Source organism: Simplicispira psychrophila DSM 11588 (assembly GCF_000688255.1).
In the GTDB taxonomy this organism is placed as follows: Bacteria; Pseudomonadota; Gammaproteobacteria; order Burkholderiales; family Burkholderiaceae_C; genus Simplicispira; species Simplicispira psychrophila.
In genome coordinates this window covers 175,409-191,577 of sequence record NZ_JHYS01000001.1, presented here as the reverse complement: position 1 = coordinate 191,577, position 16,169 = coordinate 175,409, and the positions used below count along the sequence as shown (strand labels likewise).

Sequence of the window (16,169 nt, the reverse complement as noted above, 5' to 3'; positions counted from 1 at the left end):
ATGCAAAAGATATTCAAGATTTCAGCTTTGCTGCTGACAGCATCGTTAGCAGCATGTGGTGGTGGCGGTGGAAGCCCCGGAACTACTCAAGAGAGCTATGTCATTACGCTTAGAGCGGATAAAACACAATTGCCAATCAATGTGGCTGGTAAGTCGATAGGGATGGGTGTGTATTCGCCATATAGCACTACGTTGTATGTTGATGCGAGTATGGGCGGTAGGCCGATACCTGGCGGGGAGGATATATTTGCATGTAATGTCTCTGGGGGTCTCAATTCTGGGCCGCTTTACTACCTTGATGGAAAGCCAGAGCACGAGGTTGAAATCGATGATGGCAATGGTGGAAAAATTAAAGTTCCAGGGGCTTATCGTAGTATTACACTCGGTTCAAATTCCGGTGGAAATTCATTCCACTTCCATGCAAACAATCAGGCTGGCACTGCGCGTATTACCTGTACGGTGACAGATCCGCGTGATAAGCAGCAGAAATCAGCCTATGTCGATATTACTGTTGGCGGTGCCACAGGCAAGCCTGCGAGTATTAGAATTGACGCATCAATTCCTAACTACAACTACTATTTTGGTACGAAAGATAATGTTGCTGGGCTTGATAATCAGATGGCCATGGTTGCATTTGTCATGGACGATGCCAATCAGCCAGTAGTCAGTTCCAGTGCTCCCAACTTGCAGGTGAGTATTCGCTCTGGTGCCAGCACCGCGTCGGGCGCACGCTTGCTGGCAGGTAATCAGTCCGGAAGTGTAGTGCAGCTAAATACGGGTGGTAGCGGTACAGCACAGTATTCATTACTTAGTGGTGATGAAACAGGGCTAGTTGTCTTGGAATTCACCGCTGATCGGTATGACAACAACGTACAAAATGGTATTCAAGATCCTGTTTCTGCGTTGAAGCAGGTCTATGTAGTCAAAGACATCACGACGCGCTTGACTGTAGTACCGACATATTTTGGCGATGTGACCAATGGTGTGCCGTTCTTTTACATGATGGAAGCCCAAGGTGGCTTGCCGCCTTACACTTGGACAATCACTGACTTGCCTGCTGGACTGACAGCTGATAGCGCTGGCGTTATCAGTGGTACGCCCAAGGCACCACAAGGTATCTACCGCGGACAAGCAACCGTGATAGATAAAAATAAACTTACGGCTTCTGTGAGTATTTCATTCAATCTGGTAGGTGATCCTGAGGTGATCAATCCTAATAATGTCGTTATTAATGGTTGCCCTGCCACAACTGACGTCAATGCGGCTTGTCCATTGCCTGATGCAATCTCTGGAAGTTTGTACGTATATGCGTTCTCAGCTTCGGTGCCTGGCGTGACTTGGGAGTTTTCCGGTTTGCCCGATTGGTTGAAGAGTGGTGCCACAGGAAGCAACGGCTTTATTAGCGGCAAGCCTGTAGCGCCCGATATGACCGCTTCTTTGAAGCCAAAATTAGGAGATTGTGGAAAGCACGAATTTTTGGTAACTGCCAAGCGTGGGGTCACAGCAGTGACACGCAAGGCTTCGATTTTGGTCACCGGGGGTAGTGTCACCGGGTTTAGTCCAGAACCATATATCTGCCCGTGATATTTGTTGCACGGCTTGGAGCGCATTTGATGCTCCAAGCTGTGTGATGCTTTTCATTGTTTTCCTATGATTTTTCTCATCGGCCTCCCCGGCTGTGGTAAATCCACCGTCGGGCGGCAGTTAGCCCGGCGGTTGGGGGTGGCGTTTGTGGACTCTGACCACGTGATAGAGCAGCGCCTTGGCTGCTCTATCAAAACCTTCTTCGCCCGCGAGGGCGAGGAGCGGTTTCGGGACTTGGAGCAGTCCACCCTGGATGAACTGACCGCCGGCACTACGCCGGCGGTTTTGTCTACGGGCGGCGGAGCGGTGCTGCGCGCGCCCAACCGTCTGCATTTACACGAGCGTGGGCAGGTGATTTACCTGCACGCGCTACCTGATGATATTTTTCGGCGCCTGCGCCACGACACCACGCGGCCGCTGTTGCAGGTGCAAGACCCGTTGCAGCGGCTGCGCACTCTGTATGAGGAGCGCGACCCGCTGTACCGCGAGACAGCGCATTACGTGATTGAAACTGGCCGCCCCTCGGTGGCGACGCTGGTCAACATGGTGGTGATGCAGCTAGAGCTGGCGGGTAATTTGTAAGCGCTTCTTTCCAAATTTTGTTCTCTATGTCTACTGTTTCTTCCGCATCGCATACCGTCACCATTGATTTGGGCGAGCGCAGCTACCCCATCGTGATTGGCACCGAGCTGCTGGGCAATCCGGCCACCTACGCCGCGCTGCCCAAAGGCGCAGCGGCGCTGATTGTTACCAACACCACCGTGGCACCGCTGTATGCCGACCAGCTGCGCGCGGCACTGGCAGCCAAGTACGCCCAAGTCCACACCGTGGTGCTGCCTGATGGCGAGGAGCACAAAAACTGGCAAACACTGAATCTGATTTTTGACGCCTTGCTGGGACACGGCTGCGACCGCAAGACGGTGTTGTTTGCCCTCGGCGGTGGTGTCATCGGCGATATGACCGGCTTTGCCGCTGCCAGCTATATGCGCGGCGTGCCGTTTGTGCAGGTGCCGACCACGTTGTTGGCGCAGGTCGATTCGTCGGTCGGTGGCAAAACCGCCATTAACCACCCGCTGGGAAAAAACATGATTGGCGCTTTCTACCAGCCGCAGCTGGTGGTGTGCGACTTAGCGACGCTCGACACGCTGGAGCCGCGCCAGTTGAGCGCTGGATTGGGTGAAATCATCAAATACGGCCCGATTGCCGACATGGATTTCATGGACTGGCTGCAAACACACATGGATGCACTGTTGGCGCGCGATCGCACGGCGCTGGCGCATGCGGTGCGGCGCAGTTGCGAGATCAAAGCCTGGGTGGTCGGCCAAGACGAGCGCGAGTCTGGCTTGCGCGCCATTCTGAATTTTGGTCACACCTTTGGCCACGCCATCGAAGCCGGCATGGGCTACGGCAATTGGCTGCACGGCGAAGGTGTCGGCGCTGGCATGGTGATGGCCGCTGAGTTGTCGCGCCGCTTGGGACTGGTCGATGCCGCATTTGCCGAGCGCTTGCGCACATTAGTGCAGCGCGCCGGCCTGCCGCTGTGCGGGCCGCTGCTGGATGCGGCGGACAACGCCGGGCGCTACCTAGAACTGATGCGCGTCGATAAAAAATCTGAGGCCGGTGAAATTCGCTTTGTGCTGATCGACGGCCCCGGCCAAGCCACCGTGCGCGCTGCGCCCGATGCGCTGGTGCGCGAGGTGATTGACGCCTGTTGCGCGGCGTAATCACTCATTAATTGATAGCTATTAGCGCTTATAAATAGGGCGCTAGAGGCCGATTTGACTAAAAACACTGTTTTGGCCTGTTATGCCTGCGACCCGGCGTTGACACGCGGGCGTCGCTTCCCCGAGCCGTTGGCCCCGACGCGCACCGACTACCAGCGCGACCGCGACCGCATCGTGCATTCGTCGGCGTTTCGGCGGCTGGTCTACAAAACACAGGTGTTTTTGAACCACGAGGGCGACTTGTTTCGCACGCGGCTGACGCACTCGCTGGAGGTGGCGCAACTCGGGCGCTCGGTGGCGCGTTCGCTGCGCATCAATGAAGATTTGGTGGAAGCCATTTCATTGGCGCACGACTTGGGTCACACGCCGTTTGGCCACGCCGGCCAAGACGCGCTGAACGCCTGCATGGCCGATTACGGCGGCTTTGAGCACAACCTGCAAAGCCTGCGCGTGGTCGATGCGCTGGAAGAGCGCTATCCGCAGTTTGATGGTTTGAACCTGACCTTTGAGACGCGCGAAGGCATTCTGAAGCACTGCTCGCGCCTTCACGCCGAACAGCTTGAAGCGGCTGAGCCGGGCGGTGTCGGCCAACGGTTTTTGCTGCGCCAACAGCCCAGCTTGGAGGCGCAGTTGTGCAACTTGGCCGACGAGATTGCCTACAACGCGCACGACATCGACGACGGCGTGCGCTCGGGCTTGATCACCATGGCGCAGCTGCGCGAGTTGCCGTTGTTTGACCGCTACCGCGCCGAAGCGCAGAGCGAGTTTCCGCCACTGGGCGCGGCGGATGGCCAGCGGCGTTTGCTGTACGAGGCGATTCGGCGCATGTTGAGCGCGCAGGTTTACGACGTGATTGCCGCCACCAACGCTGCGCTGGCGCAGGTGCAGCCGGCCAGCGTGCAGGACGTGCGCGCGGCACCGGCGCTGGTGCAGTTCAGCGCCGACATGCGTGTGCAGTCGCAGGCGCTGAAACATTTTTTACTGCACAAGCTGTATCGGCATCCGCAGGTGGTACAGGTGATGGACAAGGCGCAGCAAGTGGTGCGCGAGCTGTTTGCCTGCTATGTGGCACAGCCGCAGACGATGAAGGCTGGTTTTGCCCAGCGTGCTGATGGTGTCTCGGAGCGCGAACGCGCCCGCGCCGTAGCGGATTTCATTGCCGGCATGACCGACCGCTACGCCGCCCGTGAGCATGAACGCCTGACCGGCCAGCGCTTGCTGGGCTGATCATTGCGCGCGCCGTAGGTCGGGTTAGCCCAAAGGGCGTAACACGACAGGTATCGGGAAGGTTGGCGGGGGTGTCGGGTTACGCTGCGCTAACCCGACCTACAGACAGTGCGGCTGTAGGTAGCTCAGTAAAATCAGCCAATTTTTGTCCCGTTAGGCCTACCGTATGTCGTCCACGCCCTCGCCATCTTCCGTCCCGCTTGCGGCCACTGCTTACGACCCCGATACCGTGCTGCAAGACACCGTGCGCTGGCTGGAGCGCGCGGTGATCGACCTGAACCTGTGCCCGTTTGCCAAGGGCGTACACACCAAGGGGCAAATCCACTACTTTGTCAGCACCGCCACTGACGCCGAAGCGCTGGCGCAAGACCTGGCGCGCGAACTCGAAGCCTTGGCCAAAAGTCCGCCTGAGCAGCGCGACACCACCTTGCTGATGGCGCCCGGTTGTCTGCAGGATTTTCTGGATTTCAACGACTTTATGAGTGTGGCCGACCGCTTGCTGAACTCGCTCGACCTGGGCGGTATGTTGCAAATTGCCAGCTTCCACCCGCAGTTTCAGTTTGCCGGCACGGCGGAAGACGACGTCACCAACTGCACCAACCGTGCTCCGTACCCCACGCTGCATTTGATCCGCGAAGCCAGTATTGACCGCGCCGTGGCGGTGTTTCCCGAGGCGGAAATGATTTTTGAGCGCAACATCGAAGTGCTGGAAGGCTTAGGCTTGGCTGGCTGGAAAGCGCTAGACGTCGGCGCGCGCTGCCCGGTGGCGCACCAGCCCACACAGGGCAAAGCATGAAGCCCGCTGCCCAGAAAATGGGGAAGGCTGGCAAAGGCGCTGTCTCTGCTGCTGCCTCAGACCTGTCCGAACTGCGCCCCGGCCAGTCGCTGGAATTGCTGAAAGAGCTGCACATCTTGACGCGCGAAGGGCGGCTGAACCAAGACTCGCGGCGCAAGCTCAAGCAGGTCTATCACCTGTTCCAGTTCATCCAGCCGCTGCTGCAAGAGCTGTCGGCCGACGGCCACGCGCCGACGCTGGCTGACCACGGCGCGGGCAAGTCGTATCTGGGTTTCATCCTGTACGACCTGTATTTCAAAGCCCTGGGGCGCGGCCATATTTACGGCATTGAATGGCGCGCCGAGCTGGTGGAGAAATCGCGCGCCTTGGCCCAGCATTTGGGCTTTGAGCGCATGTCGTTTTTAAACCTCTCGGTGGCCGAATCTGCCGATGCCGCCGACCTGCCCGAGCGCATCGACCTCGTCACCGCGCTGCACGCCTGCGACACCGCCACCGACGACGCCATCGCCTTCGGCCTGCAAAAGCGTGCCCGCGCGATGGTCATCGTGCCCTGCTGTCAGGCCGAAGTGGCAGCGTGTCTGCGCCAAGGCAAAGCGTTGCAACTGTCGCGCACGCCATTGGCTGAACTATGGCGCCACCCGATCCACACGCGCGAGATGGGTAGCCAGATCACCAACGTGTTGCGCTGTCTGCACTTGGAGGCGTCGGGCTACCAAGTCACCGTGACCGAACTGGTCGGCTGGGAGCACAGCATGAAAAACGAGCTGATCATTGCCCAATACACCGGCCAGAAAAAACGCAGTGCGGCCGAGCGCTTGCGGGCGATTCTGGTCGAGTTCGGGTTGGAGCAGTCGTTGGAGGCGCGGTTTGGGTTGCAGGCGGTGTTGCCAGCCGCCGCCGTGGATGGCGCCGACTGATTTTTGGTGTTTTAGGCTTCAAACGACCGCTGGATAAGCGGTAGTAGCTATTGTTTTTTAATTGGGGTCAGAGTCGAATTAAAATAACAGCTACTGCAATTCTGGGAGCCCCACCATGGCCCGTCTGCCTCGCCTGACCCTTGCCGGCTATCCGCACCACATCATTCAGCGCGGCAACAACCGCCAGCTGATTTTTACCGATACGCAGGACTTCGAGACCATGCTGGCGTTGCTCGTTGAGAACGCGCAGAAGTTCGCCGTGGCGGTGCACGCTTATGTGCTGATGGACAACCACTTCCACCTGTTGGCCACGCCGGCCACGGCGGAGGCGCTGCCTTTGATGATGCAGGCCGTGGGGCGCAGCTATGTGCGCTATTTCAACAACCGCCATGGTCGCAGCGGCACGCTGTGGGAGGGGCGCTACCGCTCGACGCTGATCGAGAGCGAGCGCTATCTGCTGGCCTGCATGGTCTATATCGATCTGAACCCGGTGCATGCTGGCATGGTGGCGCAAGCAGCGGATTGGCGCTGGTCCAGCCATGCGCACAGTTTGGGTTGGCGTGTCGATGAATTGGTCACACCGCACGCGCTGTATTGGGCGCTGGGTAATACGCCGTTTGCGCGCGAGGCGGCGTATGGCGCACTGGTCCAGGCGGGGGTCAGCACCCATCAGCAGAGCGTCTTGACCGACGCTACGCTGCGGGGCTGGGCGCTGGGGGAGGATGATTTTGTTGCGGCGTTACAAAAAAAATCAGCACGCCGGGTCAGCAAAGCCAAGGCCGGCAGACCGTCGGCAGCGGCCAAGTTAGAGATTAAATAGGCCTTTATCGCTTATGTATAAAGCGCTATAAGCTATTAAATTTGATGTGACCCCAAATAAATTAACAACATAAATCACGTCGAATAATTGGACTCTGACCCCAATTATTCTGCTTGCGCAAAGATGCTGCATTGCACTAATCTAGTTGTCCTTGTGAACACACCAGAGATGGATGCACCCCATGACCACCGCCGCTGAAATTGCGCACCTCACACAACACGGCCTGTATGCGGCCGGGCATGAGCACGATGCCTGCGGGCTGGGCTTTGTCGCCCACATCAAGGGCGAGAAGCGCCACGACATCGTTGCGCAGGCGCTGAAGATTCTGGAGAACATCGACCACCGCGGCGCCGTCGGAGCCGACAAGCTGATGGGCGATGGCGCCGGCATCCTGATCCAGATTCCCGATGCGCTGTATCGCCAGGAAATGGCGGCGCAAGGCGTGACGCTGCCGCCAGCCGGCGAATACGGCGTGGGCATGATTTTCTTGCCCAAGGAGCACGCGTCCCGCCTGGCCTGCGAGCAGGAGATGGATCGCGCCATCCGCGCTGAAGGCCAGGTGTTGCTGGGCTGGCGCGATGTGCCGCTGAACCACGACATGCCGATGTCGCCCACGGTACGCGCCAAGGAGCCGATCCTGCGCCAAGTGTTCATTGGCCGGGGCAACGACGTGATCGTGCAGGACGCGCTGGAGCGCAAGCTGTACGTGATCCGCAAGACTGCCAGCGCCGCCATCCAGGCGCTCCAGCTCCAGCACAGCAAAGAGTATTACGTGCCCAGCATGAGCAGCCGCACTGTCATCTACAAGGGTTTGCTGCTGGCCGACCAGGTGGGCAAGTACTACCTTGATTTGCAGGATGAGCGCTGCGTGTCGGCGCTGGGTCTGGTGCACCAGCGCTTTTCGACCAACACCTTCCCCGAGTGGCCACTGGCGCACCCGTACCGCTATGTGGCGCACAACGGCGAGATCAACACCGTCAAGGGCAACTACAACTGGATGAAGGCGCGCGAGGGCGTGATGGCCTCGGCCGTGCTCGGCGAGGATCTGCAAAAGCTCTACCCGATCAGCTTTGCCGACCAGTCCGACACCGCTACGTTTGACAACTGCCTTGAACTCTTGACCATGGCTGGTTATCCCATCAGCCAGGCGGTGATGATGATGATCCCCGAGCCCTGGGAGCAGCACACGACCATGGACCCGCGCCGGCGCGCGTTCTATGAATACCACGCGCCGATGATCGAGCCCTGGGACGGCCCGGCGTCCATTGTCTTTACCGACGGCCGCCAGATTGGCGCCACACTCGACCGCAACGGCCTGCGTCCGTCGCGCTATTGCGTGACCGATGATGATCTGGTCATCCTGGCGTCCGAGTCCGGCGTGCTGCCGGTGCCGGAGAATCGCATCGTGCGCAAATGGCGTTTGCAGCCGGGTAAGATGCTGCTCATCGATCTGGAGCAGGGCCGCATGATCGACGACGAGGAGTTGAAAGCCAACATCGTCAACACCAAGCCGTATAAGCAGTGGATCGAAAACCTGCGCATCAAGCTCGATAGCATCGTGCTGGACGCGCCGGTGGTGGCGCCGGTTTCCACGCTGCCGCTGCTGGAGCGCCAGCAGGCCTTTGGCACGACGCAGGAAGACCTGAAGTTTTTGCTGGCGCCGATGGCCAAGAATGGCGAGGAGGGCATCGGCTCGATGGGCAACGACAGCCCGCTGGCCGTGCTCTCGGGCAAGAATAAGCCGCTCTACAACTACTTCAAGCAACTGTTTGCGCAGGTGACGAATCCGCCGATCGACCCGATCCGCGAGGCCATCGTCATGTCGCTCAACAGCTTCATCGGCCCCAAACCGAACTTGCTGGACATCAATCAGGTGAATCCGCCGATGCGCTTGGAAGTGAGCCAGCCGGTGCTGGACTTTGCTGCCATGGCCAAGCTGCGCGACATTGAAAAATACACGCAGGGCAAGTTCAAGAGCGCCACCATTGACATCACCTACCCGCTGGCCTGGGGCCGCGAGGGTGTCGAAGCCAAGCTGGCCTCGCTGTGCGCGCAGGCGGTGGATGCCATCAAGGGCGGTGCCAACATCCTGATCATCAGCGACCGTGGCGTCAGCGCCAAGCAGGTCGCCATTCCGGCGCTGCTGGCGCTGTCGGCCATCCACCAGCATCTGGTGGTCAAGGGGCTGCGCACCACGGCGGGTCTGGTGGTCGAAACCGGCACGGCGCGCGAGGTGCACCATTTTGCCGTGCTCGCCGGTTACGGCGCCGAGGCCGTGCACCCCTACCTGGCGCTGGAAACGCTGGCCGACATGCACAAGGATTTGTCGGGCGACCTGTCAGCCGACAAGGCCGTTACCAACTACATCAAGGCCATCGGCAAGGGCCTGTCGAAGATCATGTCCAAGATGGGTGTTAGCACCTACATGAGCTACTGCGGCGCGCAGCTGTTTGAAGCCATCGGCATCCACAGCGCCACCATTGCCAAATACTTCACCGGCACCGCCAGCCGCGTCGAGGGCATTGGCGTGTTCGAGATTGCCGAAGAGGCGCTGCGGATGCACAAGGCCGCGTTTGGTGGCGACCCGCTGCTGGCGCATATGCTGGACGCCGGTGGTGAATACGCCTGGCGCGCACGCGGTGAAGAGCACATGTGGACGCCCGACACCATCGCCAAGCTGCAGCACAGCACGCGCGCCAATAACTGGAATACCTACAAGGAATATGCCCAGTTGGTCAACGACCAAAGCAAGCGCCACATGACGCTGCGCGGCCTGTTTGAATTCAAATTCGACCCGGCGCAGGCGATTGCCATTGATGAGGTCGAGCCGGCCAAGGAGATCGTCAAGCGCTTTGCCAGCGGCGCCATGTCGCTCGGTTCGATCAGCACCGAAGCCCACGCCACGCTGGCTGTCGCCATGAACCGCATCGGTGGCAAGAGCAACACCGGCGAAGGCGGCGAAGACGCCGCGCGCTATCGCAACGAGCTCAAGGGCATTCCGATCAAGGTTGGCGATACGCTGAAAAGCGTCATTGGTGCTGCCAACGTCGAGGTCGATCTGCCACTGCAGGACGGTGACTCGCTGCGCAGCCGCATCAAGCAGGTGGCGTCCGGCCGCTTTGGCGTCACCGCCGAATACCTGAGCAGCGCCGATCAGATCCAGATCAAGATGGCCCAGGGTGCCAAGCCCGGCGAAGGCGGCCAGCTGCCCGGCGGCAAGGTCAGCGAATACATCGGCAAGCTGCGCCACAGCGTGCCCGGCGTCGGCTTGATTTCGCCACCACCGCACCACGACATCTATTCGATTGAAGACTTGGCGCAGCTGATCCACGACCTGAAAAATGTCGCGCCGCACGCCAGCATCAGCGTCAAATTGGTGTCTGAAATCGGCGTCGGTACCATTGCAGCGGGTGTGGCCAAGTGCAAGAGCGACCACGTGGTGATTGCCGGGCACGACGGCGGCACCGGCGCTTCGCCCTGGTCATCCATCAAACATTGCGGCAGCCCGTGGGAAATCGGCTTGGCTGAAACCCAACAAACACTGGTGCTGAACCGCCTGCGCGGCCGTATCCGCGTGCAGGCCGACGGCCAGATGAAAACCGGCCGCGACGTGGCGATTGGCGCGCTGCTGGGTGCCGACGAGTTTGGCTTTGCTACGGCGCCGCTGGTGGTCGAGGGCTGCATCATGATGCGCAAATGCCATCTCAACACCTGCCCAGTGGGCGTGGCCACGCAAGACCCAACACTGCGTGCCAAGTTCTCCGGCAAGCCCGAGCACCTGGTCAACTACTTCTTCTTTGTCGCCGAAGAGGTGCGCCACATCATGGCGCAGCTGGGCATCCGCCACTTTGACGAGCTCATCGGCCGCACCGACCTGCTCGACATGCGCGCCGGCATTGAACATTGGAAGGCCAGCGGTCTAGACTTTGGTCGCCTATTTGCCCAGCCGCAGGTCGGCGCCGAGGTGCCGCGTTTCCACGTTGAAGAGCAGGACCACAACCTGGGCCACACGCTGGATCGCAAGCTGATCCAGCGCTGCCAGCCGGCGATTGAGCACGGCGAGCGCGTGCAGATCATGGAAGTGGCGCGCAACGTCAACCGCACCGTGGGCGCGATGCTCTCAGGCGCCGTGACACGCGCGCACCCCGACGGCCTGCCCGACGACACCATCCGCATCCAGTTCGAGGGCACCGGCGGCCAGTCGTTTGGCGCGTTTTTGGCACGCGGCATCACGCTGAGCCTGATTGGTGACGCCAACGACTACACCGGCAAGGGCTTGTCCGGCGGGCGCATCGTTGTGCGCCCCAGCTTGGACTTTCGCGGTGAGGCCGCGCGCAATACCATTGTTGGCAACACCGTGCTGTATGGCGCGACCAGCGGCGAGGCTTTCTTCAGTGGCATTGCCGGCGAGCGCTTTGCCGTGCGCCTGTCGGGCGCCACGGCCGTCGTCGAGGGCACGGGTGACCATGGTTGCGAATACATGACCGGCGGCACCGTGGTGGTGCTGGGCCAGACCGGGCGCAACTTTGCCGCTGGCATGAGCGGCGGCGTGGCCTATGTCTATGACGAGGACGGCCTGTTCGACACGCGCTGCAACATGGCCATGGTGGCGCTGGAACGCATCCTGCCCAGCGATGAGCAGATCGCCACGCACCCGCGCGTGGTACGCCACCAGGGCAAGACCGACGAGGCGCTGCTCAAGAAGATGCTGGAAGACCACAACCGCTGGACCGGCAGCAAACGCGCGCGCGAGCTGCTCGACCACTGGGCCGTCTCGCGCAGCAAGTTTGTCAAGGTTTTTCCGACCGAGTACAAGCGCGCGCTGTCCGAGATGTATGAGCGAAAAGTGCTCGAAGACGCCGCCACGCCTGCGGTAGCAGCTCCTGAAAACGAAGCGATAGCGGCCAAGTAAGCCCGTTTTCCACACTACAACTACAGCACAGCATTCACCAGGACACGGACATGGGAAAGACCACCGGCTTCATGGAATACGAGCGCATCGAGGAGGGCTACCGGCCCGCTCCCGAGCGCGTCAAGGGCTACAAGGAATTCGTTATCGGCCTGAGCGACGCGCAGGCCAAAGTGCAGGCCGCGCGCTGCATGGACTGCGGCACGCCGTTCTGCAACAACGGCTGCCCGGTCAACAACGTCATTCCCGACTTCAACGATCTGGTCTACCAGCAGGACTGGAAGAGCGCCTTTGCCGTGCTCGACTCGACCAATAACTTCCCTGAGTTCACCGGCCGCATCTGTCCCGCGCCCTGCGAGTCGGCCTGCGTGCTGAACATCAACGACGACGCGGTGGGCATCAAGAGCATCGAGCACGCCATCATCGACCGCGCCTGGGAGCACGGCTGGGTCACGCCGCAACGGGCGCACCACCAGAGCGGCAAGAAGGTGGCGGTGGTCGGCTCTGGCCCGGCCGGTCTGGCAGCGGCGCAGCAACTGGCGCGCGCTGGCCACAGCGTCACCGTGTTTGAGAAGAATGACCGCCTCGGTGGCCTGCTGCGCTACGGCATTCCCGACTTCAAGATGGAAAAGAGCCACATCGACAAGCGCGTGGTGCAGATGCAGGCCGAGGGAGTGCAGTTTCGTACCGGCGTGTTTGTCGGTGTCGCCAAGGACGGCCTGGGCAAAGGCTCCAAAGTGCAGAGCGACGCCAAGGAAACCATCACGCCCGAGCAGTTGCAGCAGCAGTTTGACGCCGTGCTGCTGGCCGGCGGCGCCGAGCAATCGCGTGACCTGCCGGTGCCGGGGCGCGAGTTGGGCGGCGTGCATTTCGCCATGGAATTTTTGCCGCAGCAGAACAAGGCCAACGCCGGCGACAAGCTCAAGGGCCAGATGCTGGCCACTGGCAAGCATGTCATCGTCATTGGCGGCGGCGACACTGGCAGCGATTGCGTCGGCACCAGCAACCGCCACGGCGCCGCCAGCGTGACGCAGTTTGAGGTCATGCCGCAGCCGCCTGAAGTCGAAAACCGGCCGTTGACCTGGCCCTACTGGCCGCTGAAGCTGCGCACCAGTTCCAGCCACGAAGAAGGCTGCACGCGCGAGTTCGCTGTCTCCACCAAGGCGTTCACCGGCGAAAAAGGCAAGCTCAAGGGCTTGACCACCGTGCAGGTCGAATTCAAGGACGGCAAGCTGGTCGAAGTGACTGGCACTGAAAAGCACTACCCGGCCGACTTGGTGCTGCTGGCGATGGGCTTTGTCAGCCCGGTGGCCCCGGTGCTGGAGGCTTTTGGCATCGACAAGGACGCGCGCGGCAACGCCCGTGCCAGCACCGACCTGATCGGCGGCTACGCCACCAACGTGGCCAAGGTGTTTGCGGCCGGCGACATCCGGCGCGGGCAAAGTCTGGTGGTCTGGGCGATCCGCGAAGGCCGCCAAGCTGCACGCGCGGTGGACGAGTTTCTGATGGGGTGCAGCGACCTGCCGCGCTGATACTGCAGCGGCGCATGCCGATTCGGGGACAATACCGGCTTCCATAAATCCATGGCGCGTGGCAGCCTGCCTGATGCAGGCAGGCCACGCGTGTCTTTTTTAGCCCCGAAATTCCACACACCATGAAAAAATTCACTGCCGTTCTGTTGTTGTCCGTAGGCGCCCTGTTGGCCGGGTGCGGCAAGCAGGAACCTGCCACGCCTGCCGCTGCGCCGGCGCCCGCCGCCCTCACCAAGATCGTGGTCGGTCTGGACGACAATTTTCCGCCCATGGGTTTCCGTAACGAGAAGAATGAACTGGTCGGCTTTGACATCGACATGGCGCGTGAAGCTGCCAAGCGCATGGGCGTCGAGGTCGAATTCAAGCCGATTGACTGGAGCGCCAAAGAAGCCGAGCTGGCCGGCAAGCGTGTGGATGCCCTCTGGAATGGCCTGACCATCACCGAAGAGCGCAAGAAGAACATCGACTTCACCGCGCCCTACATGGAAAACCACCAGATCGTTGTGGTCGCAGCCAACTCTTCCGTCAAGACCAAGGCCGACCTGGCGGGCAAGGTGGTCGGTGCGCAAGACGGCAGCAGCGCCGTCGATGCCGTCAAGAAGGACGAGGCAGTGTTCGCTTCGTTCAAGGAACTCAAGACCTTTGGCGACAACGTCACCGCGTTGATGGATTTGTCCACCGGCCGCCTGGATGCCGTGGTGGTCGATGAGGTAGTGGGCCGCTATTACGTCGCCAAAAAGCCAGCCGACTACGCCATCCTGGACGAAAACTTTGGCACTGAAGAATACGGTGTCGGTGTGCGCAAGGACGATACCGAACTGCATACCCGTCTGAACAAGGCGCTGGCCGACATGAAGGCCGACGGTGCGGCTGCAGTGATTGCCACCCAATGGTTTGGCAAGGACATCATCAAGTAATCTGCACACTGCATGAGCACACCGGCTGAGCCGCTTCACTGCGGCCTGCCGGTGTTTTTCGTTCCAGCGCCGCTGGCGCTTTGAGGCAATTTGTATGGATTACGTGCTTTCAATGGTGGCGCCGCTGTGGCAAGGCGCCACGGTGACGCTCAAGCTTTTTTTCATTGTCCTGGCGCTGGCGGTGCCGCTGGGCCTGGTGCTGGCGCTGGCGCGTCTGTCGCGCTGGCCGGCACTCAGTGCGCTGGTCAACGGCTATATCTGGCTGATGCGCGGCACGCCGCTGATGTTGCAGATGCTGTTCATCTACTTTGCGCTGCCGTTTGTGCCGGTGATTGGCGTGCGCCTGCCGGACTTTCCGGCGGCGGTGCTGGCGTTTGCGCTGAATTACGCCGCCTACTTTGCCGAGATTTTTCGCGCCGGTATCCAGTCGATTGACAAAGGCCAGTACGAAGCTGCGCGCGTGCTGGGCATGAGCTACGGCCAGACCATGCGCCGCATCGTGCTGCCGCAAATGGTGCGGCGCATTTTGCCGCCGATGAGCAACGAGACCATCACGCTGGTCAAAGACACCTCGCTGATTTACGTGCTGGCGCTGAACGACTTGCTGCGTGCCGCGCGCGGCATTGTGCAGCGCGACTTCACCACCACGCCGTTCATCGTCGCCGCCGCCTTTTACCTGACCATGACCCTGGTGCTGACCTGGGGCTTCCAGACTTTGGAGAAACGCTATGCCCGCCACGACGCCTGATCGCTCCCCTGGGGCCGTTACTGATGGCGCACCGATGATCGATGCCCAAGGCATCCATAAGCGCTTTGGCAGTCTCCATGTGCTGAAAAACGTCTCGCTGCGCTTGGACCCAGGCGAAGTGGTGGCCATCATTGGCCCCTCCGGCTCGGGGAAAAGTACTTTTTTGCGCTGCCTGAACTACCTCGAAACGATTGACCAGGGTCGCATCGCCATCGAGGGCGAAACCTTGGCTAGCACCAGTGCCCAAGGCCAGTGCAGCTACGCCCCCGAGCGCGAAGCGCGCCGCATCTGCCGCAAGATGGGCATGGTGTTCCAGCACTTCAACCTGTTCCCGCACCTGAGCGTGCTGCAAAACATCATCGAGGCACCGATGGTGGTCAAGGGCCTGACGGCCGCCGAAATCACGCCCAAGGCCGAAGCACTGCTGGCCAAGGTCGGCCTGAGCGACAAGGCGGGCAGCTACCCAGCGCGCCTGTCCGGCGGACAAAAGCAGCGCGTCGCCATTGCCCGCGCGCTGGCGATGGAGCCGGACATCATGCTGTTCGACGAGCCGACCTCAGCGCTCGACCCGGAACTGACCGGCGAAGTGCTGCGCACCATGCGTCAGCTGGCCGACGAGCGCATGACGATGCTGGTCGTCACGCACGAAATGGGCTTTGCCCGCGAAGTCGCCAGCAAGGTGGTGTTCATGGACCAGGGTGAGTTGATCGAAGCCCAGCCCGCACGCGAGTTTTTTGCCCACCCACAGCACGCACGTACGCGGGCGTTTCTGGAGCACATGCTTTAATTGGGGTCAGAGTCCAATTATTCTCGGCTGCTACCGGGCGCCTCCCCAAGCGGGCTACACCGGCGCGCGTGTGGCGATCCTTAGAATCTGACCCCATGCACCTCGGCAGAATGGATATTGAGGCTAAATAGGCGCTAGCCCTTGTTCCATAAGCACTAGAAGCTATAAATAACAGAGCAATTGCACCGACTGGATCAAAGCCGTAGGC

At 60.6% G+C, this 16,169-nt stretch carries 12 protein-coding genes; all 12 read left to right on the top strand.

Features of this window, described 5'->3' with window-relative positions; all coding sequences use genetic code 11:
• Entirely contained in the window at positions 1-1,584 is a 1,584-nt protein-coding gene (locus Q390_RS19280) for a hypothetical protein (protein ID WP_084153699.1), read from the top strand.
• Between the two features lie 66 nt (positions 1,585-1,650).
• Positions 1,651-2,166 (top strand): shikimate kinase, encoded by a 516-nt coding sequence (locus tag Q390_RS0100780; protein WP_037471906.1) that lies wholly within the window; start codon positions 1,651-1,653, stop codon positions 2,164-2,166.
• Between the two features lie 26 nt (positions 2,167-2,192).
• On the top strand, positions 2,193-3,308 hold the full coding sequence (aroB, locus tag Q390_RS0100775) for a 3-dehydroquinate synthase (protein WP_027994352.1): 1,116 nt from the start codon (positions 2,193-2,195) through the stop codon (positions 3,306-3,308).
• Between the two features lie 54 nt (positions 3,309-3,362).
• Entirely contained in the window at positions 3,363-4,535 is a 1,173-nt protein-coding gene (locus tag Q390_RS0100770) for a deoxyguanosinetriphosphate triphosphohydrolase (protein WP_037471905.1), read from the top strand.
• 166 nt (positions 4,536-4,701) lie between these two features.
• Positions 4,702-5,331 carry a DUF1415 domain-containing protein gene (locus Q390_RS0100765; protein ID WP_027994350.1) on the top strand — a complete coding sequence of 210 codons (630 nt, stop codon included), beginning with the start codon at positions 4,702-4,704 and terminating at the stop codon, positions 5,329-5,331.
• 17 nt (positions 5,332-5,348) lie between these two features.
• Complete coding sequence (locus Q390_RS0100760) at positions 5,349-6,248, top strand: class I SAM-dependent methyltransferase (RefSeq protein ID WP_027994349.1); 900 nt, start codon at positions 5,349-5,351, stop codon at positions 6,246-6,248.
• A 115-nt stretch (positions 6,249-6,363) separates the two neighbouring features.
• A complete protein-coding gene (locus Q390_RS0100755) occupies positions 6,364-7,068 on the top strand; it encodes a transposase (RefSeq protein WP_027994348.1) in 705 nt (234 codons plus the stop codon).
• A gap of 181 nt (positions 7,069-7,249) precedes the next feature.
• Entirely contained in the window at positions 7,250-11,980 is a 4,731-nt protein-coding gene (locus Q390_RS0100750; RefSeq protein WP_027994347.1) for a glutamate synthase-related protein, read from the top strand.
• 50 nt (positions 11,981-12,030) lie between these two features.
• On the top strand, positions 12,031-13,509 hold the full coding sequence (locus tag Q390_RS0100745) for a glutamate synthase subunit beta (protein WP_027994346.1): 1,479 nt from the start codon (positions 12,031-12,033) through the stop codon (positions 13,507-13,509).
• A 122-nt stretch (positions 13,510-13,631) separates the two neighbouring features.
• A complete protein-coding gene (locus Q390_RS0100740) occupies positions 13,632-14,426 on the top strand; it encodes an amino acid ABC transporter substrate-binding protein (protein ID WP_027994345.1) in 795 nt (264 codons plus the stop codon).
• Positions 14,427-14,520: 94 nt separating this feature from the next.
• Positions 14,521-15,174 carry an amino acid ABC transporter permease gene (locus Q390_RS0100735; RefSeq protein ID WP_027994344.1) on the top strand — a complete coding sequence of 218 codons (654 nt, stop codon included), beginning with the start codon at positions 14,521-14,523 and terminating at the stop codon, positions 15,172-15,174.
• The gene (locus Q390_RS0100730) at positions 15,155-15,961 is read left to right on the top strand and encodes an amino acid ABC transporter ATP-binding protein (RefSeq protein WP_281174759.1); all 807 of its coding nucleotides are present in this window, start codon (positions 15,155-15,157) and stop codon (positions 15,959-15,961) included. Before Q390_RS0100735 ends, Q390_RS0100730 begins: the two co-directional genes overlap by 20 nt.
• Positions 15,962-16,169 lie beyond the last annotated feature (208 nt).

Excerpts from the sequence above, each read along its gene's own strand:
- Q390_RS0100750 (WP_027994347.1), top strand. The coding sequence starts at position 7,250 with ATGACCACCGCCGCTGAAATTGCGCACCTCACACAACACGGCCTGTAT.
- Q390_RS0100765 (WP_027994350.1), top strand. The coding sequence starts at position 4,702 with ATGTCGTCCACGCCCTCGCCATCTTCCGTCCCGCTTGCGGCCACTGCT.
- Q390_RS0100740 (WP_027994345.1), top strand. The coding sequence starts at position 13,632 with ATGAAAAAATTCACTGCCGTTCTGTTGTTGTCCGTAGGCGCCCTGTTG.
- Q390_RS0100780 (WP_037471906.1), top strand. The coding sequence starts at position 1,651 with ATGATTTTTCTCATCGGCCTCCCCGGCTGTGGTAAATCCACCGTCGGG.
- Q390_RS0100730 (WP_281174759.1), top strand. The coding sequence starts at position 15,155 with ATGCCCGCCACGACGCCTGATCGCTCCCCTGGGGCCGTTACTGATGGC.
- Q390_RS0100760 (WP_027994349.1), top strand. The coding sequence starts at position 5,349 with ATGGGGAAGGCTGGCAAAGGCGCTGTCTCTGCTGCTGCCTCAGACCTG.
- Q390_RS19280 (WP_084153699.1), top strand. The coding sequence starts at position 1 with ATGCAAAAGATATTCAAGATTTCAGCTTTGCTGCTGACAGCATCGTTA.
- Q390_RS0100735 (WP_027994344.1), top strand. The coding sequence starts at position 14,521 with ATGGATTACGTGCTTTCAATGGTGGCGCCGCTGTGGCAAGGCGCCACG.
- aroB (WP_027994352.1), top strand. The coding sequence starts at position 2,193 with ATGTCTACTGTTTCTTCCGCATCGCATACCGTCACCATTGATTTGGGC.
- Q390_RS0100755 (WP_027994348.1), top strand. The coding sequence starts at position 6,364 with ATGGCCCGTCTGCCTCGCCTGACCCTTGCCGGCTATCCGCACCACATC.
- Q390_RS0100745 (WP_027994346.1), top strand. The coding sequence starts at position 12,031 with ATGGGAAAGACCACCGGCTTCATGGAATACGAGCGCATCGAGGAGGGC.